Raw genomic sequence first — 25864 nt, forward strand, 5'->3', positions numbered from 1 at the left:
GTCATGGCCCCCTTTCAAATTATTTAGTTCCAAAGACTTCCGGATTAACCGGAAATTCAGGCATTTTACCGTTTGAAAAATCAATAATGGCTTGTGCAGCCCCCGTTCCTAAAGCCTGATTAGCTTCCGCCGTTGTCCCGGCAATATGCGACGTCATAATGACATGGTCAGCACTAAACAGCGGGTTATCAGGAGCTGGTGGTTCTGGCTTGAATGAGTCTAAGGCTGCGCCGGCGATGACGTGCTGATTTAGCGCATCCGCCAAAGCCTCTTCATCAACGATGCCGCCACGCGCAGAATTGATCAAAATCGCGTTGGATTTCATCATCGCAAGTTCTTTTTTACCGATCATCTTTTCGGTTTCAGGCGTCAATGGCATATGAATCGAAATAAAGTCCGCAATTGGATAAATTTCTTCTAATGAATCATACATTTTAACTGGATCATCCTTAACGTATGGATCATAGCCGATCACGTTCATTTCAAACGCATTAGCAAACTTGGCTAACTGCCGGCCAATCTTACCTACCCCTAAAATGGCGAGGGTCTTGCCTCTGAGTTCGTTACCGTTAATCCCCATTTTGCTTGAAAAGTTAGGCATTGAACCATATTGAGCAAGACTGTCCTTCTTTTCGCGAACTAAGCGATCATCATCAACAATTTTGCGGCTTAACATCAACATACAGGTCAACGCATACTCCGCAACGGAAAAGGCGTTGGCACCATTTACCTTAGCTACTAACACGTGATGCTTAGTGGCACTGTCAACATCAACGTTATTAATCCCTGTTCCGTTTCTCGAAATGATCTGTAGCTCCTTACCAGCATCGATGACTTCATCTGGTAATTCGGATGAACGCATGATCACCGCGTAGGCATCTTTAATCTCCTTTTTCATAGTTGCAACATCCGTCGCTGGGGAAGTAACAACGGAAAAATGGTTTTCCTGCAGCAGCTTAATACCCGCATCATCAATCTTTTCACTCATTAATACTTTTCTCATCACTGTGACCTCCAATAGATTTATCGTTTAATGATTTAACACTGAACTCGTTGCTTTGTTTACAGTTCGATTATAAGTGATTAAATTCACGTGATTAAAGTGACTATGATTTGCCGAGGTGAACAAAAAGTAGCTGCAACAAAATATTTGGCGGTAAAAGCCACCATTAAATATTTCAAGAGTGTCTGCAACCGCTTTCAAAACGGCATTTTCACGAAAAGCGCCTTTTTACTTCAAACTTGTCACAGTAACCAAAAGTCCCCCTGAGGAACTTAAGGTGACTATTCATTTGTGATTATTTTAACTATTCTCGAATTGTAAACATCATTCTTTCATCGTTTAGGAGGTTATTTTATGCAAATTACTAGTATTGACGTGATGCAGGTTCCCAGTGAAGATCCTAGCTTCAGCGGCAATGGCTCAGGTAGCCAAGAAGCGTGGAGTCCCTTAGTCATCAGAATTAATACCGACGAAGGCATCTCTGGTTTTGGTGAAGCTGGTTTAGCCTATGGCAAAGGATGGCGTGGCGGCTACGGGATGTTACAGGATTTCGGCCGTGTCATTATCGGTGAAGACCCGCTGAACATTGAGAAGATTTGGAACCAGCTGCTAACGACCACTTATTGGGGCATTGCTGGCGGTGTGGTGGTCAACGCAGCAATCAGCGCGATAGATATCGCGTTGTGGGACATTAAGGGGAAATATTATAAGACCCCCGTTTATCAGCTGCTGGGCGGTAAAACCAACGACCACCTGAGGTCATATGCCAGTCAGCTTCAATATAACTGGGGCGAAGATATTAAAAAGTTAAAGTTGTATACGCCAGCTGAGTACGCCGAAGTAACCAAGCGGATCATGGCTGAGGGGTATGATGCTATGAAATTCGATCCCATCTTACTTAGTGAAAAACCCGACGGCAGCGACGAATGGCACACCCGCGGAACCATTTCAAAACACGTCATTGACGTTGCTTACAACCGGGTAAAGGCCGTCCGCGAAGCTGGTGGTGATGACCTGGATATCATTATTGATATGCACGCAAATTCGGACACTACTTCCGCCATTAAAATTGGGCAGGCGCTCGAAGATTTGAACATTCTGTACTACGAAGAACCGGTCAATACCCTGAATTCGGATAACACTAAGGAAGTTGCTGAAAAAGTGAATATTCCGATTGCGGCCGGCGAACGGGTCTTCACGCGGTTTGGTTTCCGAAAGTTCTTTGAGGATCGCTCCATTAAAGTGGCCCAACCTGATCTATGCCTTTGCGGCGGCATCACCGAAGCCAAAAAAATCTGCGATATGGCATACACCTACGACATTAACGCGCAGGTTCACGTGTGCGGCAGCCCGATTGCCGTTGCGGCAGCCGTTCAAGTAGAAGCCGTTATTCCTAACTTTTTAATTCACGAAGTTTACCAACGGGCACGCAATGCTAAAGACCGGGCCACTTGCAAGTACGACGACTTTCAGGCCGTCAATGGCCATATCGACATTCCGGACCGCCCAGGGATCGGCCAAGAACTGACGGAACAAACCATTGCTAACAGTAAAATAGTGACTTTAGATTAAAGGAGCGATAAATCATGATCGATAAATTTTTATTAGGTGGCTACACCAGCGATAGTTACACTAAGAACAACCAATCTGATGGCATCTACGTTGCAGAACTAGATACCGACAAGAAGGAGATCACCAATATCTCATTACTTGCTCAGGTTGAAAACCCAGCCTTTTTCAACCCCTCCACAACGGGCAAAAAGATTGCCACTGTCTTAACCAGGGACGATCGTGAAGGTGGCGTTGCAATGATCGACGCCGTCTCCGGCAAAACGATTTCAGAAAGTTACCTGCCCCAAAAGCACGGCTCATACGAAGCCTACAACGCTGCTGACAATCTGTATTTCTGGAACGAACTCCCCTACACGGTTCCTTCCTACGTGTCGATTGATACCCAGCATAAAATTCTCTTTGCCGCCAACTACAATACCAACGCCATTCATACGTATAAGATGGATGATGATTTCAACATCACTGACACTCACACCTACCCCATCGAGGGCCATGGTCCACTCGTTGAGCAAGACCACGCCCATATTCATTTTGCTAGGCTTCTGCCAGATGGCCGCTTAATTGTCTGCGGTTTGGGTTGTGACAAACTGTTCGTTTATGATGTTAATCACGAAGATGCCACATTAACGCCGGTTTTTGAATTAAAAATGCATCCTGGATTTGGGCCACGCCAAATTGCAATGGCTCACAAGAGTAACTATTTATATGTTCTTGGCGAATTAGCTAGCCGGGTGGCCGTGATTGAATATGACCCTCAAACTGGTAAATTAGCTTGGGTGGACGATTATTCAAATATCCCTGAAGGTTATGCTGGTCATAATGGCTCGGCAGCCATTCGTCTTTCAGCTGACGAAAAGTACCTGTATGTATCCAACCGGGGACATAATTCCTTGGCCGTCCACCAGGTTTTAGACGATGGCAGACGCTTGGAAAAAATTCAGCAAATTAAAACTGAAGGTGTTTTCCCAAGAGATTTCAGTTTAAGTAAGAATGACGACTTTTTACTTTGTGCCAATCAAAATAGTAACGAACTCATTTTATTTAATCGTGATAAAGCCAGTGGCTTTCTGAGTGTTGCTCAAAGGCACATCAAACACGATGCGTGTGTACGTGTGTTAGAGGCAACGGACTTTCTAAGCTAACATCACAGCTGAAACGCAATAATGCCTGTCCTGACAAAGCTGTCGGAACAGGCATTATTGCGTTCATTTAACGATTTTCTTATTTAAAACTAGCAATGAATTGTCTCACCACTGGATTATCCTCTTTTTTATTATAGATGAGGACTGAGGAATAGTAGGTATTCAGCTCATTATCAATGTTCAAGAATTTGATCATTGGGTTGAGCGTGCTTTCAACCGATGCAAGCGGCCGGGGGAAAAAGCCGATCCCCCTATCAATAGCAATCAGCAAATCACGTTGTTCAATCGACGACACCCGCTGAATCTGCCTCTTAGAAAAAATACCGTCGTATTTCTTGTAAAACACATCTTGGAGATAAGTTGATTCCGAATTATTGTAATAAAGAACTGGCCGGTTTCTTAACAGTTCTAAATCGATGCTTTCCGTTTTACTTAACGGATTTAGTTTGCTAACACCCACGACCATTTCATCTTCAACCAGCTTTTTAACGCCAATGGCGGCATCATGATTTGTATCAGGTTCATACTCTGGCGTTACCGCCAAATGAAGGCGATTGGCCGCCACCATCGCTTGCAGCCGCTTCCCGCTTTCCTCCCTTAATTCGATTTGCACATCCGGATTTTCCGTTAAAAATTTTTCAAAGACTTGTTGGACAAAGGTTGCCTGATTTTGAGACGAAAAGCCCAAAATAATTTTGTTAGAATCACTGGCACTTTCCATTTGAATTTTGTTATAGGCATCCGTATAGCTGTTCACAATGTCTTCTGCCGTCACGATAAATTCGGTTCCCAGCTTGGTCAAACTAGTATTGTTTTTCTGACGGTTAAACAGCTTAACGCCGAGTTCATTTTCGATTTGGTCCATTTGTTTAGAAACTGCTCTAGGCGATAAAAACAGTTTTTCTGCAGCTGACCTAAAACTGCCATACTTGGCAATTGTTAAAAAAGTACGTAACTTATTGATATCCACATTTTTCACCCCTAATGACATAATATGGCGCCATTAATTTACTCTTATTGTATAACACATTACCGACTATAAGAACTATTGGTTCACGTAAGGTCCCTTTCGTAACTGTTTAAATCTCGCAATACTCGTTAAAATAAAGGTATACAAAAGTTAAATAAATCACAAAGGAGCGAATTAAAATGACAGTCCCTAAAATTACAAAAATGGAAGTTTACCCTGTAGCCGGTTATGACAGTATGTTAATGAATCTTAGCGGCGCCCACGGCCCGTATTTCACCAGAAACCTGGTCATTCTAACCACTGATAATGGTTTGACTGGTGTAGGCGAAATTCCTGGTGGTAAAGCAATCACCGACACACTCAACGATTCTAAGGACTTGGTGTTAGGCAGTACCATTGGCGATTACAAAAACGTGTTAAAACGCGTCCACACTAAATACGGTTACCGCGATGCAGGCGGCCGTGGTAAGCAAACCTTTGATCTAAGAACAACGATTCACGTTGTCACAGCAATTGAAACCGCCTTCTTGGATATTTTGGGCAAGTACTTGCACGTGCCTGTAGCTGCGCTCTTAGGCGATGGTCAGCAACGTGAAAATGTCGGCATTTTAGGCTACTTATTCTTTGTGGGTGATAGTTCTAAAACAAAGTTGCCCTACCTTAAAGACGATGATAATTCCGATGACTGGGGAAAGCTACGGCGACAGCCCGCAATGGACGCTGATTCCATCGTTAAATTAGCCAAGGCCGCCTACGACCGTTACGGATTTAAAACCTTTAAGCTTAAAGGCGGTGTCCTAGACGGCGAAAAGGAAGTTCAAGTCATGAAGGCCTTGCACGAGGCGTTTCCAGAAGCCAAACTTGACTTGGATCCTAACGGCGCTTGGTCATTGAAAGAAGCCCTGCACTATGCTGATGAATTAAAGGGTGTCCTCCACTACATTGAAGATCCATGTGGCGCAGAAGACGGATTTTCTGGGCGAGAGATTCTTTCAGAATTCCTCAAAAAGACGCATATGCCGACTGCGACAAATATGGTCGACACTGATTGGCGTCAAATGTCTCACGCAATCGCCCTTAACGCCGTTTCAATTCCGCTGGCTGATCCGCACTTCTGGACCATGGAAGGTGCCGTTCGGGTTGCTCAGCTATGCTCAGAGTTTGGCTTGAATTGGGGCATTCACTCTAATAATCACTTTGATATTTCACTGGCCATGGCCGTCAACACCGCGGCTGCCGCTCCGGGAAACGTCTATGATATTGATACTCACTGGATCTGGCAAGACGGCCAAAATTTGACGAAGAACCCTTATAAGATTGAAAATGGGGAAATCAAGGTGCCAAAAACTAATGAAGGCCTGGGTGTCGAACTCGACATGGATGCCGTATTAGCCGCAAACAAACTCTATAACGATAAGGGTCTCGGTGCTCGAAATGATGCCGAAGCAATGCAATACTTGATTCCTAACTGGCAGTTTGATCCTAAAAAACCAGCGATGGTTCGTTAAGAAGGCCCCCCACACATTAAATTAAAAACGTTATATTAACCCAAACCCCCGAAGCTGATATTAACTTCGGGGGTATGTTAGTGGCATCAAAATATTCTGTTCGCGAAGCTTTATGACTAACTAATAATATTAAGATATTAAGTATCGGCATGATATAGCGTGAAAAATGACATTTATTTAATCCAATAAGAACGCCGCATCCGCCGTTGCCCAGTCCTTTACCCAGTCTGAGACATCTTTGCTGCTAACATCACCATCTACCATCCACTCAATTTCATACAGCTTGCTGGGATCATCGTCTAATTTATAACCCTTACCCCGCACGGTTTTGATCGTTTCACTCACGCCCATTACCGTACTTTCAATGATTTCAGCTTTTGCTGGCTGCGTTACCACATATTTAACACCGTCAACAGTAACGATCTGTTTGCTCATCCTTAACCACTCCTTTGGCTTCAATACAATTATAGCCATATTTATGCTTACGCCTTAAGTACTTTGAACTAATTAAAACAGTGTTTGATTTTCTTACCATAAAAAGCTAATCCTCTCAGATCAGCTCGACATCACATCTTTTAAACGTCAGCAAAAGTCCAGGAATTCTAAAGCCGTTTTTCAGTTCCATTTTAGTTAAATTTCTTAACCGCTAACTTCAAACAAATTTAGTTAGATGAATTTTGCTTTGTGAAATCATTTTCAAAAATTAGTATTTAACCGATATGTTTTCAGGTATAATTAAAGCTTCAACATAAACCGTAAGGGGAAGAGAACTTGAATATTTTAGGAAAAACAGTCATTTTAGGATTATCAGCTACGTGTTTAGGGACTGCTGGAAACTTTCGAACAGCCCATGCTTCAAATGTAAAAGTAACGCAGTACAAGGCCTTAAAAACTAACAAGTATACTGTCGTTAGTGGCTCTAAAGGTTATTTGTACAAAGACGCAACTTTGAAGCACAAGTTGCATAGCGTCAAAAATTATTCAAAAGCAAGGTTTATTGTGTCTAAAGAAGCTATCGTAAGGCATCATAATGGTAAAAAGGCTGTATATTATCATGTTAAAAACAGTAAGGTTTCAGGCTGGCTCTGGCACGGCTATTTAACTAGGATATCTGTTAAAAAGACTGCAACAGCGCAGAATACGGATCTACAACAGAAAGTTACTAGTTTGCAACAGCAGCTAAATGATTTGAAGAATCAAAACTCAAATTCATCAAAGACAGTACCAACTACTAACTTAGTGGATGTAACAGCTCAAATTTCCAGTTTACGGCAAGAATTAAATTATTTAAAGAATCAATTCGTTAGCCCCATGTCCCCCAAAACAATCAGTGTAAGCACTGATAACCACACTACTCCTGTCTCTAATACAGACGTTTCTATAACAACTAAAGCAAATAATAGCTCAGATAATGATAACCCATTTAATGGCACTCCTACAGAATATTACGTACAGGACACCGGAAAATTTTATTTGTATCCAAATGAAAAAGAAGGATATCCAACCATTCTTAGTGATGGCTCAAAACAAAATAAGTTTACGAAGACACTGCAAATATATGCCCATACTGATGCAACTAATACCTATGGTTGGTCTTGGGGAAAAGGTATGCTTCCGGTTAAGTATAATGGTCAAACAGGTTATATCTATCGGACCAGCATGACACTTGTACCTGTAAATGAACGCTTTTATCACCTAGAAAATTTACCTGATAACGCTGGCTATGGGAACATCGCACCAACAGAAGTTAAAATTTCAAATCCACTAGTAGATGGTGCCACTTGGACACAATATACTAAGGACGCAAAGTACTTTAATAAAGTTTACTGGACTTACCAAGCAGCAACAAACACTTGGAAAAAGGACGAATAATTAAAAATCTTAATTAATTTCTATAGATAAAGATTAACAACAAGCTCACTGCTTCGGCATGGGCTTTTTATTTACCTTTAACAAGTTAATAAATCAAGTTTGAAAAAGATTACGTATTGAAATAGCAACTAAAGCAAGAAAAGAGGACTGAGTTTTCACTCAGTCCTCTCCGCAAAACTTTCCCGTCAGCTTCTTGACCCACTCGTCGATGCCGTCTTCTGATAATGATGCTTCGTCGCGTGATGCAGCATCAAATCATATTTTTGATGCTTTGGCATGAGGCCTACTTGTCCGCCCCCATTAGTTAGAATGGCAACGTACTTCTTGCTGCCAATTTTAACCGTGGTCTTCTTCATCGGCGAATCACCGTTGGCATCCATCAGCGAATAGCTATACCAGCCATTCTTGTGTTTCTTAAAGGCAAACCACTTGCCATTTTTAAACTTCTTAGAAATCGCATATGTGCCATACTTCCTGTACTTACCGTGACTATATTGATAAAAGGTCATGTGCTTAGAGCTGATCTTATACTTTTCCTTGTTATAACCATCATTCTCGTACCAAGTCCCCCTAAAGGTATGCGGTACAGCGCTTAGATTAGTGGCAGCACTCGCTTTAGTTTGACCAACGCCAAAGAATAGCGCAGCTGAGGCCACAGTAGCAGTGGCATATAATAAACCCTTTTTCCCAAACAGATTCATGCTCACATCTCCTCCAAAATAATTAAATGTTCAAATATGATTATACCTGTTGAAACGGTTTTGAGCACAAAAAACATAGCTGATGACAAACGAATTATTCTATGGTTTTAACTGCTCATCCATATATGTCTGCAGTTTACTTAAATCCTCGGCAAAGCGTTTAGCATGATCGCCCAGTACTTGCTGTAACTCTTCGTTATTGGCTTGGTAGAAAACACTAATGTGATCAGCCAACTGACGCGACTTGGTGGTCAGCAAAATGAACTTATACCGGCTATCTTTTTTCGAGGGTGCCCTAACGATCAACCCCTTTTTTTCCATCAGTTTTAATAACGCTGTTGCCGAAGACTTTTGAATATTAAATTCCCGTTCAACGTTAGTCTGGTAAATTTCTCGTTGTCGTTCATTGCGATACAAAAAATCAATAATACTCATTTGCGCCTGCGTAATCCCAATTTTATGCGCTTCTCGTTCCGAGAAACGCTGAAAACTATTATTCAGTTTTTTAATCAAAGCCCCAAAGATAATCTGTTCCATTTTTAAACACTTCCAAACAAAACTAATTTTAATTACTCCATACTAACGAAAAAATTTACTAAAGTAAACCCAAGCAATAGTTGTATTCAAGATGAATTAGTGATAGGTTATCAATTAGTGCTATATAGAACTATTATCTTTTGGAGGTTATTCATGCAACGAAAATTATCCTTAAAACTATATTTATCAATTATTGCCACTGGACTGACCGCGTTTTGCGGTGTCTTGATTGAAACTGCGATGAACGTGACCTACCCGACGTTAATGGCCCAATTTAATGTCAACACAGCCACCATTCAATGGCTCACTACCGCGTATCTCTTAGTAGTGGCAATCTTTGTCCCATTATCCAGTTTCTTAAAACGTCGCTTTACCATTAAGCAACTGTTCGTATCCGCCGCCTTGCTGTTCATTGTGGGATTGTTAATCTGCACTTTCACCAATCATTTTGCAACCTTACTGCTTGGCCGTATCATCCAAGGGTTCGGTACGGGGATCGCTTTACCGCTCATGTTCAATATCATTCTTGAACAAGCGCCAATTGAAAAATTAGGTTTCTTTATGGGAATTGGTACCCTGGTAACCGCCGTTGCACCAGCCTTAGGGCCGACTTACGGTGGCCTTCTGGTAGAAACCAACTGGCACTTGATTTTTGGGCTATTGCTGGTGGTCATGGCCGTTGCTTTTACTCTGGGTATCTATGCCATTAAACAAGTCACACCAACAAAAAAAGATCACCTAGATTTTCCATCGTGGTTCTCAATTGCGCTGGTTTTTGTGGGCTTGATTTTAGGACTCAACAGTTTATCAACTTCGCTTTCACTCTCCTTGGTATACCTGGTCATTGCGGTAATCAGTTTAATCATCTTCATCTCACGCTCATTAAAAATTACTCACCCACTGATCAACATTTCGGTATTCAAAAACAAAGCCTTCACCTTGCACTTGATCAGTTTTTTACTCTTTCAGGTCATCAACGTTGGTGCCGCCTTTGTACTGCCCAGCTACCTTCAAATCGTCAATCATGTTTCACCCGTCAATGCTGGTCTGCTGCTTCTGCCAGGTGCTGCTGTCGGCGCCATCCTGGCACCATTTGGCGGACGGATGTACGATGCATTTGGGATTAGAAAGCCCGCATACATTGGCTTAAGCTGCCAATTTCTCGGTGTTGTCTTACTCTTCGCTTTGGCAGCTACCGCCAATATCTGGATGATCCTACTCGGATATGTGCTAGTCATGCTGGGACCCGGTTTTACCATGGGCAACACCATGACTAACGGCCTGGCGCAAATTTCGCAAAAGGAAAACGCTGATGGCAATGCCGTTTTTAACACCCTACAACAGTTTGCGGGCGCTTTTGGAACATCAATTGCTTCTTTGGTCATGGCGATTGCCCAAAATAAAGCTTATTACGCCAGTTCAACCGCAACTGGCGCACAAAATGTTTTTTTAATCATGATCATCTTTGTTGTCATCAATACGGTATCACTTTTATTAGGCCTGAAATTCGCGGAAAAGTCTGAATGAAAATAAACCAAAAAAGATAGCTCCCAGTAAATCCTAGTGATTACTGGGGGCTAACTTCTTTTCAGTCGTAAACCTTATTTTTTTAGAATTTCTTTAAGATGATTGTCTGCCAGAAATTTATCCCGAAAATCTTTGGGTGTCATTCCCTCTGAATCTTTAAAAATTTTATAAAAGCTGGTCACGTTTTCATAACCAATATCATACGCTATTTCAGCAATGCTATTAGGACTTAAACACAGCATTTGCTTGGCTAACTCAATTCTAACTTCATTAACTTTCTGCGAAAAAGTCGCCTTAAAGATTTTTTTGCACAGTCGGGAGAAATAGTTCGGTGAATACCCAAAATATGCTGCTGTTCTTTCCAGTGAAATATCACGAATATTGGCAACTATATACTGAAAAATTGCCCCTGCAATTGTTTCATTGGATGCATGTTTGAATTTCTTTGTCGGAAATTGGGAGGTGGTTAAAGCAACCGTTTGCTGATAATTGCGAATCAACTCCGAAAATAACAAACCAAAAATGGTCTGTTTTTCAAAATTGATCGTCACATCGTTTTGAAGTTGGTCTGAATTGAAAATTTCAAGTAGATCACAATAGTGCCTAGTGATGCTTTTTGATAGATGCCGGAAAGTAATATACAACGGCTTTTCGTTTTGCTTGGTCGCTAAAAGGTCATGTAAAATAGGTGAACTCCCCATTATTGCAAAATTATAGGAATAAGATTTTGAAATATCTTCCGAAAAGATACGAATGGTAACCGGTTCCTCAAAACCAGATAAAATCAGCTGACTTGCAGATTTAATTAAGACGATGTCTTCTTTCTCTAAAGAAATCCTATCACCATCCACTGTCAAAATACAATTTACCAAACATTCAACAATCGATATGTGAAGTGATTCGCCAATATTTTGAGTACTATCAATCAGCTTTTCAAAATTGATGATGCTTTCTTTCTGTGGCGATTTTAAAGTGATTTGTTTGAACATAGCAGCAGTTTCCCCTCTTAAAAAGATAGATTTTATGAAAAATAAGGGCTATTCATGTGATGTTTGTAATTAGTTAATTCCATTATACTTTATTCGTAAAACAATCTGACATGTAAAGGAGATTCAATGATTATGACAAATAACTTGATTAAAACTGACGTGGTTGTGGCCGGCTCTGGCGGAACCGGTTTGGCAGCAGCTTATGCAGCTGCCTCACAGGGGCTTAAAGTGACCGTCATAGAAAAACAAGCCCAGATCGGCGGTAACACTAAAATTTCGACTGGCTTTTTCGCAGTGGATTCAAAGGAACAACAAGCAGCCGGTATACACCTCTCCAAAGATGAAGCCGTACAGCGATTAATGAAATATCACCATTTCTTAGCAAATGGTCCTCTAATCAAACGAATCGTTAACAGTGCCGCAGATACACTTGACTGGTTGGAAAGCATCGGTATGGAAATTCACCTTAATCCAACGCTTGAGACAACCCAGTTTGCTCATCGTCATGATGACTATCAAGGTGGTTCTTACCATATGTATCAGAACAAGCCGGCATCTTACGAACGTATTTTAGCCAATTTAAAAAAAATCGGCGTTAATTTTATTTACAACGTCACGATGCAGGATTTAATTTTTGAAAATGGCGTTGTTAAGGGCATCAAAGCTGTTAATAGTCATGGTGAAGACCTTACCATCCAAGCGGACGCCACCATCGTGGCAACTGGCGGATTTGGCGGCAACAAGCAGCGAGTTGCGGACGTCATGAAGACCCCATACTTGAGAACGATTGGTACCCCCAACATGGGAGAAGGTCTTGACGCGATGGTCAAAGTTGGCGGTAAAAATATTGATGCTACCCCACTCATCCACGCTGCAACGTTACCTAAGGTTAATGTTACCAATAAAATTGCTAAAAAACACCTTGTCGGCTTTCAGCAAGATCCCCTCACACAGTTAATGCTATCACCCTTACTTTGGGTCACAATGTCTGGGAAACGTTTTACTAACGAAGACGTTGTGTATGACACCGTTGAATGGGCAAATTCCGGCTGGTCAGTTGGTGCCAAATATTACTTCATTGTCGATACCGCTACACTGGAGGATTACAGTACAAACGGTGGCCACGTTGAGGTATCCAAAGCCGGTCCGGGTGCGGACAATGTCTCCGCTGACTTTGTTGATTTAGCAAACAAAGCCGTTCAAGAAGGCCGCGCCTTTAAGGGAAATACGCTAGCTGAATTAGCTCAAAATACCAACTTCGATACCAATGATTTCAAACAAACCATTAGTCAATATAATCAAATTATTGAAGCCAAAAATGACCCTGAATTTGGCAAATCCGCTAAGTCATTAATTTATCCGGTTAAACAAGGTCCTTATTACGCCTTTACAACTCAAATTAACTATCTGGGAACCATTGGTGGCGTTCGGGTAAACGATCATTTGCAGGTCTTAGATGGTCACATGAAGCCAATCCCAGGTTTATATACAGGCGGCGCAAATGCTGGCGGCTATTATGAGGGCCATAGTTATCCCGCTTACGAAGGCTTAGCTTCTGGTTTTTCATGGACCTCTGGCAGAATTGCTGGAACGTCTGCGGCTGAATACGTTAAGAAAAATAATGATTAATGAAACTGCTGGAATACTAAAGCTTGCAGTTTTGTGTAAGCGTAACCAATTGGCTGTTTAGAGAAACGCGACCTAACCGAAAACTTACTGGCAATTCAAACAACTGATTTTCAGCCTCACTGTCAAAATCATTTTAAAGGGGGAACTTTTTATGGATACACCACTTAGTAAACCCAACAAATCATATATTTCTAAAACGCGACTAGGCATCTTATTTGTTAGCAGCATGGGAATGGCCGCATTAGCCATCACCCCATCCTATGCAGCCATTGCGCAGAACTTTTCGTTAAGCAATACTAGTGTTCAAATGTTAACGTCTTTGCCCAATCTATTTATGATGTTAGCTGGTCTCATTATTGGTCGCTTGACTACCACCAAAATCAAACTTAAAACATTGACCATTGGATCAATCGTACTGATTGTCATCGGTGGTTTTGCACCATTAGTTCTACACACGAGTTTTGCTTTCTTGCTGCTTTGTTCCTGCGTGGTCGGGCTGGGTCAGGGGGCCTGCACCAACTTAGCGCAGGTGCTGATCTCCACCATTTTACCCGAAAAAGAACGCCAAGGTACCATGGGTTTGACCACGACTTTCACCAATATTGGCGGGATCATCTTTATTATGGGTGGTGGTCAGTTAGCGGCTACTAGCACTTGGGTAAACAACTACTGGATCTACATCTTCGCAGTCTTGGCACTCATTGTCGTCTTACTCTTAGTCCCCATGCGGCCATTAGATTTAGGTGAAACTTCAGAATCTGCCGACAAGAGAAAAATTCACCTCAATAAATACGTTTTCTATTGTGCTTTTTGGGCTTTCTTCATTATGATGTTAAACAACGTCTTGAATAACAATATTTCAATTTTTATCACTGAACAAAAACTTGGTGCAACTTCTCAGGCAGCTTTGACATCAACCGTTTCCTTGATTGGTGGTATGCTTTGTGGCTTAGTCGTTGGCATCATCGGCAAACGATTAAAGTTTTCTACTATCGCCTTAGCTTTTATTCTATATGGTGTTTCCTACTTGATTGTAGGTTTCGGGCATTCCTTGATCCTTGCATTTCTAGGCAGCTTCTTCGTGGGTGCCGCCATGAGTATTGCCATGGGCCAATTTCCATACTTGATTTCCATCGCGGTAGGTAAAAGCAGCGTCTCCATGGCTTTAGGTATCTATGTTGCCATCTATTCCATCGGCGGTGTTGTTAGCCCATTCATTGTCAATCCACTAACCAGTGTTCTTAAAGGCATGGGGCTGAACGTTTTTTCAGTAAGCGGTGTTTTTGCCTTAATTTTAGGGCTATTGGCCTTAGTTACTCGGTTCCAAAAAAACTTGGTCACTCACTCAAAAAAGGCTTAACCATCATCAGTAAGGACACTCTAACATCAGTAAGTACACTCTAAGTTTCCGTATTTTTTGACTTAAGGTGATAGGAGGATTTTACATGGGACAAACTTTTATCGGTATTGTTGGTAATAACGCTCAACATTCATATAATCGACAACTGTTACAATATATGGCCGTTCACTACAAAAATAAAGTTAACATCCAACTTGAGGAAATAGCTGCCTTCCCCCTTTTTAGCGAAAATTTGCTTGGAGGACCGGCGCCTCAATGTGTCACAGATCTCACTACTGCAATTCAACAATCTGATGGCGTCATCATCGCAACTCCGGAATATGATCATGCGATTCCAGCCGTTTTAAAAAGTGCCATTGAATGGTTGTCTAGTGCTACTCATCCGTTTAATGAAAAGCCGGTCATGATTGTTGGCGCCAGTCTAGGTGTTCAAGGAACTGCCAGGGCCCAGGATAATTTACATCAAATTCTAAATTCACCTGGAGTCAATGCATTTGTACTACCCGGTTGTGAGTTCTTATTAAACAACGCTCAGCAGAAGTTTGATGACCAAAACAACCTCATTGACACTCAGACAGCAACATTTTTGGACGACTGTTTTAATCACTTTCTGCAATTTGCGACCGATACCAAGCGTAATTTACCAGTTGGATAATGGTTATAATTTTAATAATGAGATACTCTTGTAAGCCGAAGGTATATCCCTCCTTGTTAGGAAGGCAGACCATCGGCTTTTTTTCGTTTAACAAATTCCTGGTTAGGAACTTCCAATTGGTAATCGGCTATCACAGCGACATTTTCATGGCAAAGACATCAGCAAACGCTTCTTCACCCGTGAATCCATCACCATTTCGTGAGCAGATGCTGCTTTCTCTAAAGGCAGACGTTCAAATGCCGGCGCCTGCAGGACATCCGCGTGGGTCAGCAACCATTCGTCAGCCTGCGTTAAGCTCTCTAAACTCGCATGACTGATGACAAAGCCGCGAAGCTGCTGTTCATTCATGTAAAATTTGGGCAAATTAAACGTAGCTTCAAAATTTTTTGAGGCTGCAATTAGGATCGTGCGACCGCCCACTGCCAGCTGGTCAAGGTTTAGTTGAAGCGGCACTCGTCCTGAGGTATCGATGATGGCATCAACCGGTTGGGACAGCTGCTGCTCCCAGCCTTCAGCGTAATCGATCACTTCGGCACCTAAAGCAGACAAAGCTGAAAAATCACGCGGGTTAGCCGTTGTAATTACGTGGAGCCCAGCAATTTTTGCACACTGAATCAGCAAGCGGCCAACGTGGCCTGCACCGCCTTCGACCAGAAGTGTCTGATCAGCTTTCAGTTTCAAAAGTTGCGTCACGATGATGGCCGCGGTCGCACCAGGATGAACCAGTGCCAGCCAGCCGCTTGGGTCGCCTGCTGGCATTGAAAATAGCCGCGCTTCGGGAATGGCTGCAAACTGAGCCGTAATCCCTTGCCGGCCATCGTAACCCATACTGTTGGTCCACACGCGGTCACCCACGTGAAAGCCGTGAACTGCGGCACCCACTTTCACAACGGTGCCCCAAGCGTCCCGCCCAATAATTTGCTGCGGGTTGATTGGTGTCTGAAACGCACCGGAGCGGACATAAGCGTCTACGCGGTCCACCGCTGCTTCCCGGATTTTTACTAGAACGTCAGTCGGTTCGATTGACGGCACGTGCAGCTGTCCCACTTGAATTTGATCAGCACCACCTGTATTTGTAAAATAGGCGGCTTGCATTGTTTGAATCTCGTTCATAACCTTCATCCTTCCTTAAATTAGTGAAATTATAGCTCATTTTACTTCCAAACGAAATTCATCAATGTTTTTCCATTCATGAATACCGTCGCATTTTGCAGCGCATCTTAACTTTAACAGGTCATTCCCCTCTTATACATTAGATGTTATAATACCTTTAGATTTAGGTTTAGGAAACTTAATTCAGTAGTTTGGTACACACGAAGGGGGATTTGGGGTATGTATGAATTTAATTCAACTGCTTGAAATAAGTACAACATCGCAAAACAGGTGTCAATTAAGTAGTTCGCGGTGACTGATAACCACCATCTATTTTTTACTCATTAGGGAGGATCTCATGCGAAAAATAACCAAAACGATTTTAAAATCAGTGTTATCGGTATGTTTAGCCGGTTCAACCGGATTTGTCATCACCCAAACGGCAACACCTTCAACGGTTGCTCAGGCGGCAACCGTCTCTAAAGACACGTTCAACCATGACTTGGATGTGATGATTCAAGCTAGTAATACGGTTGGCGGATTTGTTGCTGATAATTTTGGTTCAGATCAAATTCAAAATTGTAAAGCTGATCCATTAGATGCTTATAGTAGTCATGAAGATGGATTTCCCGGAATTGTTAATGATATTGGTTCGGTATTAAACTATACTAATCCAGTGGAATTCAGTGATAATCGCAATGCTGCTCTTGCAAACACCAAAGAGAACGTTAGTGTTTTAATGAGTATCTATAATGACTTTAGTGGTCGTTTTTCAAGTTCAGATCGTGCGACATTATCAAATGATATTAGTAAGCTCAATAGTTCAAGTTATACAACTAAAAACGTGTTTGACAAAGCTAATGCAGCAGAAGATTTTTCTGATGATTTGTCAGATGCAATTGCAAATTATGGTAATACCTTGACGAAAGTTACCAGTTCTACGACTTCGCCAAAGAAGTCAGGGACTACCATTCCAGTTGTGCCCGCAAATGGTGCTAACTCGAATTCAAAGTCGTCAAAAACAACTAAGAAAGTGACTAAGAAAAAGACCAGTCACAAAAAGAGCAATAAGAAGAAAACGAGTCACAAGAAAACCAGCCATAAAAAGACTAATAAGAAAAAGACGAGCCATAAGAAAAAGGTAGTTAAGAAAAGCCATTTTGTTTGGTTGAAAGCTAAGAGAACCTCCAAAAACAATGTAAGAGTAACTGGCAAAATGAAATTATATAAAAAAGCTAATGCCATAAATATTTACTTTAATAAATATGACTATCAAAGTGCTGAATTTCACGCAAAACACAGTACTTATAGTTTTAAGGCTGACATGAATTATTATAAAAACAAAAAGTTTAGGGTTGAAGTCGTACTATTACAAGGACAAAAAAATGGCTTCGATAAAGTAATCATCCCTGCTAAAACTGTTTACTATCATTAATTATCCGTATTAGTTCCATTCTTAAATAAAAGGCGTTGCATGACATTTCCGTCATGCAACGCCTTTTTAATCTACAGTCTATTCAAAGTTAATATACCCGCGACAACAAAGATTATCACCATTACACAAAGTTGCGCATATACCTTACCGAATGCCGAATTGCTGCATCCACCTGCGTGTCATCTGCCTCAAAGGCCTTGTCTTCGATTTCAATGCTCGTGTTGCCCGCGTAGCCAACATCGCTCAGGGCTGACACAAACCGGCCCCAGTCAATATCGCCGTAACCGGGCAGCTTGGGGACCATGTACGACAGCGGTGTCGCCATCGTGCCAACATCAGCTAAGCGTTCAGGTAATAATTTAATATCCTTAAAGTGCACTAGGAATAACTTATCTTGAAACTCGTAAATGGGTTTCAGATAGTCCAGCATCTGCCAGACGAAGTGCGACGGGTCATAATTCAGGCCAAAATTATCGTAGTCTAGGATGTCAAACACCTGCCGCCAAACTGCCGGCGAAGTCATGATGTTTTGACCGCCCGGCCACTCATCATCGGTAAACAGCATCGGACAGTTTTCGATGCCGATTCGAATACCGCGATCTCTAGCGTACTCGATGATCGGCGGCCAAACTTCGGCCACTGATTTGAGATTCTCTGCCACGGTCCGGTACTGGTCACGCCCCAGAAAAGTGGTGACCAGCGGCACGTTCATCAATTGAGCGGCGTCGATCACCCGGTAAAGGTGGGCAATCGCCCTGTCAGCCACTTCAGTATTTGCCGACAGCGGGTTCGGGTAATAACCCAACGCTGAAATTTCCACCTGACGTTCAGCCGCGTACGTCCGCATTGCTTCCGCCCGCGTCGGTGTTAACCGTTCCGCGTCAACGTGAGCCACTCCCGCGTACCGGCGGGCACCGTCGCCCTTGGGCCAAGCTGCTAATTCAACACAGCCTAACCCGCGGGCAGCCGCGTAGTCGATCACTTCTTCATATGACATATCTGCCAAAATCGCACTTAACAAGCCTAACTTCATCATGACCACCTAACTTTCTTCCTTAGATACGGACCGCTGGATCAGCAACGCGCCAATGATGATGACCCCTTTGATGGCGCCCACCAGAAACGACGGGACACCCAGTAAGTTCATCAAATTATTAATGATCCCCAAGGTCAGGGTGCCAAACACCGTCCCCAAAATCGTTCCGCGGCCGCCAGCCATCGACGTGCCGCCGATCACAACGGCAGCAATGGCATCCATTTCGTAGCCGCTCCCTGAAGACGCTGAGTTCATGCTACCCAACCGTGAGGCTTCAATGATCGACGCCAAGGCTACCAGCACACCCGATAACGCGTACACCAGTAACAAGACCCGGTTCACGTTGATCGTGGACAAGAAACTGGCGCGTTTATTACTGCCGATGGCGTACACGTATCGGCCAAACGCCGTCCGTCGCGCGATCACGCTGATGAGCAGGCAAAGCGCCAGCCAGTAAATCATCGGCATGGGAATGACGCCGAATAACTTGGTGTTGGCGATCGCGGTAAAAGCACTGGCTGAGCGGCCGGTTGCCAAGACACCGCCACCGTCAAAACAGTATTCGGAAACTGAGCGGTAGATCTGCATGGTCCCTAGCGTCACGATGAAGGCCGGCACCCCAAACTTGGAAATCAAGCCTCCAGTAATCGCGCCGAATACCAGTCCCGCGAATACCGCAGCAACAATGGCCAAAAAGATATTCTGCGTAGCGTTTAAAATGGTCATCGCGATCAGACCCGTCGCGGCCATCTGGGAACCGACGGCCAGGTCAATCCCTGCCGTGATGATCACCAGCGTCATCCCTAGTGAAATGATGCCGATGATCGAGTTGTTCATTAAGATGTTCATGATGTTGCTGACGCTGATAAAGGTCGATCCTTTCAGGATCACGGCCACGATGAACAGGATCAGGAAGGCGAAAATGGCGCTATAGTCTGCAATCAGTCCTTTCAGGCTGCGTTGCTTGTGCTGTGCTGAAGTCTGCATGTCTGTCATAAGTTCACCTTCCTAATCTAATTGTCCGCCCGTTGCCACCAGCATGATGTCGCGCTCGTTAATGTCACCGTGTGGCAGTTCCGCACGAACCTCGCCGTGGGTCATGACGTAGACCCGGTCGCAGAGCTGTTGGAGCTCGGCAATCTCACTGGTGAGGATCACAAAACTGATTCCCGTTTTAGCCAGGTCCATAATTTGATGGTAAATCTCGGCCTTCGCCCCCACGTCAACCCCCTGAGTGGGATTATCCAAAATCACCACGCTGGGGTCAGTACAGAGCGCCTTGGCTAACAGGACCTTTTGCTGATTGCCGCCAGATAACGAACCGATGACGTCCTTAACGTCCGCCACTTTAATGTTGATCTGCTTAACGTACCGTTGCACGGTGGCTGTGAGCTGACCGCGATTGATCAAGCCGCCACGAGACAGCCGCCCAAGTATCGGCAACGCCAGGTTTTCTTCAATATTTAAATCCGGCACGATACCATTTTCCTTACGGTTCTTCGGTAAATACGCGATGCCGTACCGCTTGATATCCGCGGTCGTTTTGATGCGGACCGGCCGTTCATTGACCAGCACCTGACCCGCGTCGAAAGCGGTGGCCCCGACCACGGCACTGAAAAGTTCGCTTCGCCCGTCACCCAGTAAACCAGTCACGCCGATAATTTCACCGCGATGCACAACGAGATCAACGTTTTGAAATTCGCGTGCTTTCGTCAGTCCTTTTAACGTCAAAACCGGTTTTCCCAGTGGCCGTGGCTGATAGATCTCACTATAGGCCAGCTCCTTACCCACCATTTGATTACTTAGCTGAACTTCTGTCAGTTCCGGGGTTACCTGCCCCGAACTCACGACCACGCCATCCCGCATGATCGTATAAGTGTCACAGATTTCCAGGACTTCATTAAGTTTATGCGAGATAAAGATCAGGCTGACCCCCTGATCGCGCAACGACCGCATCATTTTAAACACATCATTAATTTCCACGTCCGTTAGCGAGGTCGTGGGTTCATCCATAATGATCACTTTGGCGTCACGCATCAGCGCCCGCACGATTTCAGTGATCTGCTTATACGATGCATTCAAGTCGCGCACCATGGCGGTCACGTCGAGTTCGATGCCAATCCGATCCACAAACGCCTGCGCCGTCGCAATCATTTCCCGTCGGCGTAATCCCCCATAGTGCTTGAGTTCGTGGCCTAAATACAGGTTCTCGTAGACGGCCAAATCATTAACCAACGAGAGTTCCTGGTGGATAAAGGCAATTTGCTGCTGGCTGGCCGGCGTCGCGGGTGCGCCATCGATCTCAATGTCCCCCTGATCCTTGGTATACACGCCGGTTAGAATGTTCATCAGGGTCGTTTTACCCGTCCCGTTTTCACCTAACAGCGCGTGGATCGACCCCGCTTCCAGGGTAAAATCGACCCGTTTCAGCACGGCATTGGCCCCGAAGGCTTTTTCAATTTGACGCATCTTAACGACATCAGTCATCCGTGTCACCGACCTTTAGTATGGCGATTTCGCATCCAAGAATTTAGAAACGTTGCTCTTCGTAACGATAGTTGGAGCAATGATAGTGTCTTTCTTGATGTCCTTACCGTTCATCTTCTGGTTTGCCAGCTTGATGGCATCGCCGATCATAGCTGGTGAGTACGTTGCCGTAAACTTGGTAATATCGCCGCCCGCTTTGATTTGTTTAAAGTAGGCTTGGTCGCCACCGGCACCAGAGATGATCTTAATGTCAGTCCGCTTGGCGTCTTTCACCGCTTGTAAGATGCCGATTGACGATTCATCATCGATCGAGAAGATGCCGTCAACTTTCTTGTTGGATTGCAGCATATCGGTGGCCGCCTTCAGACCCTTTTCCTGCGTGAAGTCATCCGCCGTCATGTTGACTAACTTAATGTCTGGGTAGCTCTTCTTCATGACTTTCTTAAAACCGGCCGTCCGTTCAGCACTCACCGAACCAGAACTTGGGACGTTCAAAACGGCAACGGTCCCCTTGCCCTTCAACGTGTCACCGATCTTTTTAGCTGATAATTGGCCAATTTGAGGGTTAGATCCCGCAACGTAGCCGGTGTACTTAGCATCCACTTTCCGGTCAAAGACCACCAGCGGAATCTTAGCTTTAACGATCTTCTTCGCGGCAGTGGACACTTCGTCAGTCTGCGGTTGAAGGACGATGGCTCCAACTTTTTGCGAGATCATATCGTCGATTTGAGACGCCTGCTCGTTGACGGAAGACGAAGTGACGATTTTATACTTTTTCAGTCCTAATTTCTTAACTTGCTGTTGCGCGTAGTAGTTCACGCCGGCTTCCCAACCGTGGTCGGAACTCGGAATAACCACGGCGAGGGTCTTGCTGCTGGTCGTTGATGAATCACTGGACTTTTTATTCGATGACGAACTGCTGCAGCCAGCCAGACCAAGTGTCAAAGCTGCAAGTGCGGTAACGCCAAGTAATTTAACTAGTAATCCTTTTTTCATATCCGTTCACTCCTAAAGTTGAATTGGTTGCTGCTGCGCATCGCTCACGACACAAGCGTCAATGAGCCGCATTAAGTAATCTGCTTCTGAGAAATCCACGTAGCCGGCACTGGGCTGGCCGTTCACGTCATCGTAAAAGGCTTGAATGCCTGCGGTAAAGGCGTCCTTCCACCCCACCGCGTGGCCGTTTGGCAGCTCCGCGTCAGCCGCGGCTTGGCCGTGTAAATACTGACTGGCAGCGTATAGCTCTTCGTTGCCCTGATCCCGGTGACCGACCCATAACCGGTCGGGCCGTTCCTGATACCATTCCAGCGCCTGTTTTTGACCTTCAACTAAAACGTGGAGGTCATTTTTCTTGCCGGCGGTTACCTGAGACACCCGGATCAGCCCGGACAGCCCGTCTTCAAAGGTCACAAAGATAATGGCGGCGTCTTCATTTTCAACCGGCACTTCCTGCCCGTCCCGGAACCGGGTTGCGTATTCTTTTAAGCGTTTAACTTCCACGCTGACGATGTGCTGGTTGAAGATGTACTGCAGCGTGTCGAAACAGTGAGAGCCAATGTCGGCGATTGCTCGCGTTGGGCCGCCAATCTCAGCGTCCACCCGCCAGTCATAGTCGCTTTGTTTCAATAACCAGTCCTGCAGGTACTCGGCGTTGACGAACCAGGGCTGGCCGATTGACCCGCTGGCGACCCGTTCGCGCATTTCTTCCACCATCAGATTGTGGCGGTAATTGAAGTTCACGCCCCCTTTAAGACCGGTTTTTGCCAGCTGCCGCACTAGGACGGCTGACTGCTCCGCGTTACTGGTAAACGGCTTTTCGCAGTACACGTTCACCCCCGCCGATAGCAGCTGTTGATTGATTGCAAAGTGGAAACTGCTAGGTGTGCAGTTGTGAACGACTTGTAAGTTCGGCTCCTGTGCCAGCAGGTCCTCAACTGCGGTGTAGTACCGGGGAATCTCCAATGCTTGACTGAGTTGCTTGGCAACCGCTTCATTAGGCTCACACACCGCGACTAGGCGCGCCCCCGGAACCCGTCGGATCGCCTCGATGTGCTGCTTACCAATGAAGCCAGTCCCAATGACCGCAACATCCATGACAGTGCCTCCTTCCAAAACAATGTAATCGCTTACGAACAAAGAATACGATTATTGTAAGTGATAGTCAACGCAATTTTTGCAAAATATAGTGTAATATTTACATTATGACGTGATATATAACGCAATTTTAAGAAAATCCATGCTATAATAAGTGACAAATTAGAAAGTAGGTGGCCTTGATGACTCGTAAACGAAAACCAGCCTCACTATCAGACATCGCCGCAGCATCCGGTTATTCAATTGCGACGGTCTCACGTGCAATCAACCATCACGGCAGCGTGAGTGCTTTGGCGCAGCGAACGATCGATGCGCTGGTGGCAGAGCTGGACTATCACACGACTAATACGCCTCAGCCAGCCAAGAGCACAACCATCGCCGTTTTAATTCCCAATTTATCTAACCCATTCAACTCGTCAGTGTTAGAGGGCATTCAAAACGCCGCCACCACTCACGGCCTCAACGTTGCCCTGCTGATGGTCAAGGAAACTGATACTGATATTGACTACTACCTGAATATGTTGAAGGACGCCAACTACTGCGGTGTCATCGCCTTAGGTGCTCTCCCGGATAACCAAACTGCCTACCAGCTCAACCACGAGATTCCAGTGGTGATGTGTTCGGAATACTTGGAAGATACCGACATGTCCTACGTTGGCATCGATGATAATGTCGCCGCGCAAAAGGCCACCGACTACCTGACAAAAATCGGGCGCCGTCACATTGCACTGATCAACGCCACTACCAATCACAAGTACGCCCGCGAACGAGAAACCGGCTATAAACAGGCGCTGCAACGAGCCCTTTTGTCCCTTGACGCCGACTTGATCCTGCACATCAACAGCATCCGCTACAACCTAGCGCTCTCCAAGGTCACGGACTTGCTCCGCTCCCGAAGCGAAATTGACGCCATCTTCGCAGCTTCCGATATTTTCGCGATAGCAGCGTTGGAAGCCGCCCGCCATTTAGGTCGTCAGGTCCCCGATGAACTTTCAGTGGTGGGGTTCGATAATACCTTCTTAGCCACGGTCGTCTCCCCTAAACTCACCACCATTAAGCAACCCGCCTATGAAATTGGTCACGAAGCGTGTGAGATCCTGCAGGAAAAAATTGCCCGTAAAAATGCACCAGAACGCCATGAAGTTTTAAAGGCCTCGTTGCTGGTGAGGGAAAGTACGTAGTCAAAAACGCCTATCCGCAATGGATAGGCGTTTTTTATGGAGTATCTTAGTAACTGGTTTCTTCTAATACATTAGTGGCACTAGATATTTATTAGCGAAGGCCTCCACAGCAGCGTCACTGGGATGATTCTCATCGTCAATTTCAGGATGATACTTGATCAGGCTATCGTCAACATTAAACAGTCGCTGCCGGCCTTTCACCGGAAATGGCTCAATGACCCGCACGTTATCAAGCTGCCAAGCGTATTGACGATCACCCAGCTTTTTAACGTCTTTGACCCGTACCACCACAATAGCATGACCGGGGATGGTTTCCGGTATCTTCTGCGCGGTGGCACAGATCAGCAGGTCACCAAGGTACTTCGTCGGCCAACTGCGATACTCGACGGTTTTGTCACCGGCAAGCACGTCCCAGGCGTAGTCGGCTCTCAGGGATAGAGCTTTCATAATTTCACTTCATTTCATTCTAAAATTTACATCGTCATCATGGCATAAAATCTATGGTATATCAACGTTTTCGAATGGTTAATTATTTTGGAAATGTGGTTGCATTCGCCTCCGGAAAATTGATACATTTAATATGAATGAATTTTTAATACAAAGGAATGATGTCAAAGATGACTCAAATCAAAGGTAACCCCATTTTAGAAAAAGAAGCTGAAAAAAATCAGGTGATGAATGCTGAACGTGAAAAGGCGTTAACTCAGGAACTGGAAAAGGTCCGCTCAGAGTTAGCCTATACCAAGGCAGAAGCATTCAACCGCGACCTGAAAGCCTGCCACGTTGATCTATACGCCAGAACGCAAACCCAAGATGGTCAGGCGGACCCGAAACTGCAGGCATACGTTGACCGATTCCTCGGCAAAGTTACTCAGGACTTAGATCACGATGAAATGCTGCTACTCAGAGACTGCATTGTCAGTGCATTTGAGGCCGGTGGGAAAGGCTTGAAGCAAGATTGGACCAGAACTGAATAGCGGTTGTTGGTTCGCTATATTTAACACACTGAAAAGAGGCTTTGGATGCACTTGGCCCTGTCAAGTTGACAAATGAAATAATATAAAGTTTTGTGTA

General features: G+C 44.5%; 24 protein-coding genes. 11 read left to right on the forward strand and 13 right to left on the reverse strand.

Annotated elements, in window-relative coordinates:
• Positions 1–19 precede the first annotated feature (19 nt).
• Positions 20–1003, reverse strand: coding sequence for a hydroxyacid dehydrogenase (locus CES81_RS08795; RefSeq protein WP_180949768.1), 984 nt, complete (start codon positions 1001–1003; stop codon positions 20–22).
• A 354-nt stretch (positions 1004–1357) separates the two neighbouring features.
• On the opposite strand from CES81_RS08795, the gene CES81_RS08800 reads away from it, so the two are divergent.
• Together CES81_RS08800 and CES81_RS08805 are read left to right on the forward strand one after the other, a co-directional pair.
• A complete protein-coding gene (locus CES81_RS08800) occupies positions 1358–2575 on the forward strand; it encodes a mandelate racemase/muconate lactonizing enzyme family protein (protein ID WP_089121457.1) in 1218 nt (405 codons plus the stop codon).
• A 14-nt stretch (positions 2576–2589) separates the two neighbouring features.
• Positions 2590–3717 carry a lactonase family protein gene (locus CES81_RS08805; protein WP_089121458.1) on the forward strand — a complete coding sequence of 376 codons (1128 nt, stop codon included), beginning with the start codon at positions 2590–2592 and terminating at the stop codon, positions 3715–3717.
• 79 nt (positions 3718–3796) lie between these two features.
• On the opposite strand, the gene CES81_RS08810 is transcribed toward CES81_RS08805, so the two are convergent.
• Positions 3797–4687, reverse strand: a complete 891-nt coding sequence (locus CES81_RS08810) for a LysR family transcriptional regulator (protein WP_180949769.1) — start codon at positions 4685–4687, stop codon at positions 3797–3799.
• A 179-nt stretch (positions 4688–4866) separates the two neighbouring features.
• Between CES81_RS08810 and CES81_RS08815 the strand changes: the two genes are divergently transcribed.
• Complete coding sequence (locus tag CES81_RS08815; RefSeq protein ID WP_089121460.1) at positions 4867–6195, forward strand: enolase C-terminal domain-like protein; 1329 nt, start codon at positions 4867–4869, stop codon at positions 6193–6195.
• Positions 6196–6372: 177 nt separating this feature from the next.
• Here the strand turns inward: CES81_RS08815 and CES81_RS08820 are convergent, their stop codons facing one another.
• Positions 6373–6630 (reverse strand): hypothetical protein, encoded by a 258-nt coding sequence (locus CES81_RS08820; protein WP_089121461.1) that lies wholly within the window; start codon positions 6628–6630, stop codon positions 6373–6375.
• A 336-nt stretch (positions 6631–6966) separates the two neighbouring features.
• Between CES81_RS08820 and CES81_RS08825 the strand changes: the two genes are divergently transcribed.
• The gene (locus CES81_RS08825; RefSeq protein ID WP_089121462.1) at positions 6967–8067 is read left to right on the forward strand and encodes a hypothetical protein; all 1101 of its coding nucleotides are present in this window, start codon (positions 6967–6969) and stop codon (positions 8065–8067) included.
• Between the two features lie 185 nt (positions 8068–8252).
• Here the strand turns inward: CES81_RS08825 and CES81_RS08830 are convergent, their stop codons facing one another.
• Both CES81_RS08830 and CES81_RS08835 read right to left on the reverse strand, forming a co-directional pair.
• On the reverse strand, positions 8253–8768 hold the full coding sequence (locus CES81_RS08830; protein ID WP_089121463.1) for a hypothetical protein: 516 nt from the start codon (positions 8766–8768) through the stop codon (positions 8253–8255).
• 99 nt (positions 8769–8867) lie between these two features.
• Entirely contained in the window at positions 8868–9305 is a 438-nt protein-coding gene (locus CES81_RS08835; protein ID WP_089121464.1) for a MarR family winged helix-turn-helix transcriptional regulator, read from the reverse strand.
• 153 nt (positions 9306–9458) lie between these two features.
• On the opposite strand from CES81_RS08835, the gene CES81_RS08840 reads away from it, so the two are divergent.
• Positions 9459–10832, forward strand: coding sequence for a DHA2 family efflux MFS transporter permease subunit (locus CES81_RS08840; RefSeq protein ID WP_089121465.1), 1374 nt, complete (start codon positions 9459–9461; stop codon positions 10830–10832).
• A 74-nt stretch (positions 10833–10906) separates the two neighbouring features.
• On the opposite strand, the gene CES81_RS08845 is transcribed toward CES81_RS08840, so the two are convergent.
• The gene (locus CES81_RS08845) at positions 10907–11821 is read right to left on the reverse strand and encodes a helix-turn-helix transcriptional regulator (RefSeq protein WP_089121466.1); all 915 of its coding nucleotides are present in this window, start codon (positions 11819–11821) and stop codon (positions 10907–10909) included.
• A gap of 132 nt (positions 11822–11953) precedes the next feature.
• Here CES81_RS08845 and CES81_RS08850 point away from each other — a divergent pair, with 132 nt between their 5' ends.
• The 3 genes from CES81_RS08850 to CES81_RS08860 all read left to right on the forward strand — a co-directional run bounded on the left by CES81_RS08850 (position 11954) and on the right by CES81_RS08860 (position 15465).
• On the forward strand, positions 11954–13450 hold the full coding sequence (locus tag CES81_RS08850) for an FAD-dependent oxidoreductase (RefSeq protein ID WP_089121467.1): 1497 nt from the start codon (positions 11954–11956) through the stop codon (positions 13448–13450).
• A gap of 151 nt (positions 13451–13601) precedes the next feature.
• On the forward strand, positions 13602–14810 hold the full coding sequence (locus CES81_RS08855; protein ID WP_089121468.1) for an MFS transporter: 1209 nt from the start codon (positions 13602–13604) through the stop codon (positions 14808–14810).
• An 85-nt stretch (positions 14811–14895) separates the two neighbouring features.
• Positions 14896–15465 carry an NADPH-dependent FMN reductase gene (locus tag CES81_RS08860; RefSeq protein ID WP_089121469.1) on the forward strand — a complete coding sequence of 190 codons (570 nt, stop codon included), beginning with the start codon at positions 14896–14898 and terminating at the stop codon, positions 15463–15465.
• A gap of 144 nt (positions 15466–15609) precedes the next feature.
• Here the strand turns inward: CES81_RS08860 and CES81_RS08865 are convergent, their stop codons facing one another.
• Complete coding sequence (locus CES81_RS08865) at positions 15610–16578, reverse strand: alcohol dehydrogenase catalytic domain-containing protein (RefSeq protein WP_180949770.1); 969 nt, start codon at positions 16576–16578, stop codon at positions 15610–15612.
• A 337-nt stretch (positions 16579–16915) separates the two neighbouring features.
• Between CES81_RS08865 and CES81_RS08870 the strand changes: the two genes are divergently transcribed.
• A complete protein-coding gene (locus CES81_RS08870; RefSeq protein ID WP_089121471.1) occupies positions 16916–17992 on the forward strand; it encodes a hypothetical protein in 1077 nt (358 codons plus the stop codon).
• Between the two features lie 121 nt (positions 17993–18113).
• Here the strand turns inward: CES81_RS08870 and CES81_RS08875 are convergent, their stop codons facing one another.
• The 5 genes from CES81_RS08875 to CES81_RS08895 are packed head-to-tail and all read right to left on the reverse strand — an operon-like array spanning position 18114 to position 23609.
• Positions 18114–19025, reverse strand: a complete 912-nt coding sequence (locus CES81_RS08875; RefSeq protein ID WP_089121479.1) for a sugar phosphate isomerase/epimerase family protein — start codon at positions 19023–19025, stop codon at positions 18114–18116.
• 9 nt (positions 19026–19034) lie between these two features.
• Positions 19035–20024: an ABC transporter permease gene (locus CES81_RS08880; protein ID WP_225356373.1), complete on the reverse strand. Its 990-nt coding sequence runs from the start codon at positions 20022–20024 to the stop codon at positions 19035–19037.
• Between the two features lie 12 nt (positions 20025–20036).
• Positions 20037–21515 (reverse strand): sugar ABC transporter ATP-binding protein, encoded by a 1479-nt coding sequence (locus tag CES81_RS08885; protein ID WP_089121472.1) that lies wholly within the window; start codon positions 21513–21515, stop codon positions 20037–20039.
• A 15-nt stretch (positions 21516–21530) separates the two neighbouring features.
• Positions 21531–22511, reverse strand: coding sequence for an ABC transporter substrate-binding protein (locus CES81_RS08890; protein WP_089121473.1), 981 nt, complete (start codon positions 22509–22511; stop codon positions 21531–21533).
• Between the two features lie 12 nt (positions 22512–22523).
• Positions 22524–23609, reverse strand: coding sequence for a Gfo/Idh/MocA family protein (locus CES81_RS08895; RefSeq protein ID WP_089121474.1), 1086 nt, complete (start codon positions 23607–23609; stop codon positions 22524–22526).
• 182 nt (positions 23610–23791) lie between these two features.
• Here CES81_RS08895 and CES81_RS08900 point away from each other — a divergent pair, with 182 nt between their 5' ends.
• Positions 23792–24790: a LacI family DNA-binding transcriptional regulator gene (locus tag CES81_RS08900; RefSeq protein WP_089121475.1), complete on the forward strand. Its 999-nt coding sequence runs from the start codon at positions 23792–23794 to the stop codon at positions 24788–24790.
• A gap of 63 nt (positions 24791–24853) precedes the next feature.
• Here CES81_RS08900 and CES81_RS08905 read toward each other — a convergent pair whose 3' ends face one another.
• Positions 24854–25237, reverse strand: coding sequence for an ASCH domain-containing protein (locus CES81_RS08905; RefSeq protein WP_089121476.1), 384 nt, complete (start codon positions 25235–25237; stop codon positions 24854–24856).
• 170 nt (positions 25238–25407) lie between these two features.
• On the opposite strand from CES81_RS08905, the gene CES81_RS08910 reads away from it, so the two are divergent.
• A complete protein-coding gene (locus tag CES81_RS08910) occupies positions 25408–25767 on the forward strand; it encodes a hypothetical protein (protein WP_089121477.1) in 360 nt (119 codons plus the stop codon).
• Positions 25768–25864 lie beyond the last annotated feature (97 nt).

Origin of the sequence: Secundilactobacillus pentosiphilus, from assembly GCF_002217985.1 — a bacterium.
Lineage (GTDB): Bacteria > Bacillota > Bacilli > Lactobacillales > Lactobacillaceae > Secundilactobacillus > Secundilactobacillus pentosiphilus.

What these genes read in the sequence shown, in the direction of transcription:
- CES81_RS08845 (WP_089121466.1), bottom strand. Translation starts at nt 11,821, where the DNA reads ATGTTCAAACAAATCACTTTAAAATCGCCACAGAAAGAAAGCATCATC.
- CES81_RS08835 (WP_089121464.1), bottom strand. Translation starts at nt 9,305, where the DNA reads ATGGAACAGATTATCTTTGGGGCTTTGATTAAAAAACTGAATAATAGT.
- CES81_RS08820 (WP_089121461.1), bottom strand. Translation starts at nt 6,630, where the DNA reads ATGAGCAAACAGATCGTTACTGTTGACGGTGTTAAATATGTGGTAACG.
- CES81_RS08885 (WP_089121472.1), bottom strand. Translation starts at nt 21,515, where the DNA reads ATGACTGATGTCGTTAAGATGCGTCAAATTGAAAAAGCCTTCGGGGCC.
- CES81_RS08815 (WP_089121460.1), top strand. Translation starts at nt 4,867, where the DNA reads ATGACAGTCCCTAAAATTACAAAAATGGAAGTTTACCCTGTAGCCGGT.
- CES81_RS08865 (WP_180949770.1), bottom strand. Translation starts at nt 16,578, where the DNA reads ATGAACGAGATTCAAACAATGCAAGCCGCCTATTTTACAAATACAGGT.
- CES81_RS08830 (WP_089121463.1), bottom strand. Translation starts at nt 8,768, where the DNA reads ATGAATCTGTTTGGGAAAAAGGGTTTATTATATGCCACTGCTACTGTG.
- CES81_RS08850 (WP_089121467.1), top strand. Translation starts at nt 11,954, where the DNA reads ATGACAAATAACTTGATTAAAACTGACGTGGTTGTGGCCGGCTCTGGC.
- CES81_RS08795 (WP_180949768.1), bottom strand. Translation starts at nt 1,003, where the DNA reads ATGAGAAAAGTATTAATGAGTGAAAAGATTGATGATGCGGGTATTAAG.
- CES81_RS08905 (WP_089121476.1), bottom strand. Translation starts at nt 25,237, where the DNA reads ATGAAAGCTCTATCCCTGAGAGCCGACTACGCCTGGGACGTGCTTGCC.
- CES81_RS08900 (WP_089121475.1), top strand. Translation starts at nt 23,792, where the DNA reads ATGACTCGTAAACGAAAACCAGCCTCACTATCAGACATCGCCGCAGCA.
- CES81_RS08895 (WP_089121474.1), bottom strand. Translation starts at nt 23,609, where the DNA reads ATGGATGTTGCGGTCATTGGGACTGGCTTCATTGGTAAGCAGCACATC.
- CES81_RS08870 (WP_089121471.1), top strand. Translation starts at nt 16,916, where the DNA reads ATGCGAAAAATAACCAAAACGATTTTAAAATCAGTGTTATCGGTATGT.
- CES81_RS08860 (WP_089121469.1), top strand. Translation starts at nt 14,896, where the DNA reads ATGGGACAAACTTTTATCGGTATTGTTGGTAATAACGCTCAACATTCA.
- CES81_RS08805 (WP_089121458.1), top strand. Translation starts at nt 2,590, where the DNA reads ATGATCGATAAATTTTTATTAGGTGGCTACACCAGCGATAGTTACACT.
- CES81_RS08910 (WP_089121477.1), top strand. Translation starts at nt 25,408, where the DNA reads ATGACTCAAATCAAAGGTAACCCCATTTTAGAAAAAGAAGCTGAAAAA.
- CES81_RS08855 (WP_089121468.1), top strand. Translation starts at nt 13,602, where the DNA reads ATGGATACACCACTTAGTAAACCCAACAAATCATATATTTCTAAAACG.
- CES81_RS08890 (WP_089121473.1), bottom strand. Translation starts at nt 22,511, where the DNA reads ATGAAAAAAGGATTACTAGTTAAATTACTTGGCGTTACCGCACTTGCA.
- CES81_RS08800 (WP_089121457.1), top strand. Translation starts at nt 1,358, where the DNA reads ATGCAAATTACTAGTATTGACGTGATGCAGGTTCCCAGTGAAGATCCT.
- CES81_RS08840 (WP_089121465.1), top strand. Translation starts at nt 9,459, where the DNA reads ATGCAACGAAAATTATCCTTAAAACTATATTTATCAATTATTGCCACT.
- CES81_RS08875 (WP_089121479.1), bottom strand. Translation starts at nt 19,025, where the DNA reads ATGAAGTTAGGCTTGTTAAGTGCGATTTTGGCAGATATGTCATATGAA.
- CES81_RS08880 (WP_225356373.1), bottom strand. Translation starts at nt 20,024, where the DNA reads ATGACAGACATGCAGACTTCAGCACAGCACAAGCAACGCAGCCTGAAA.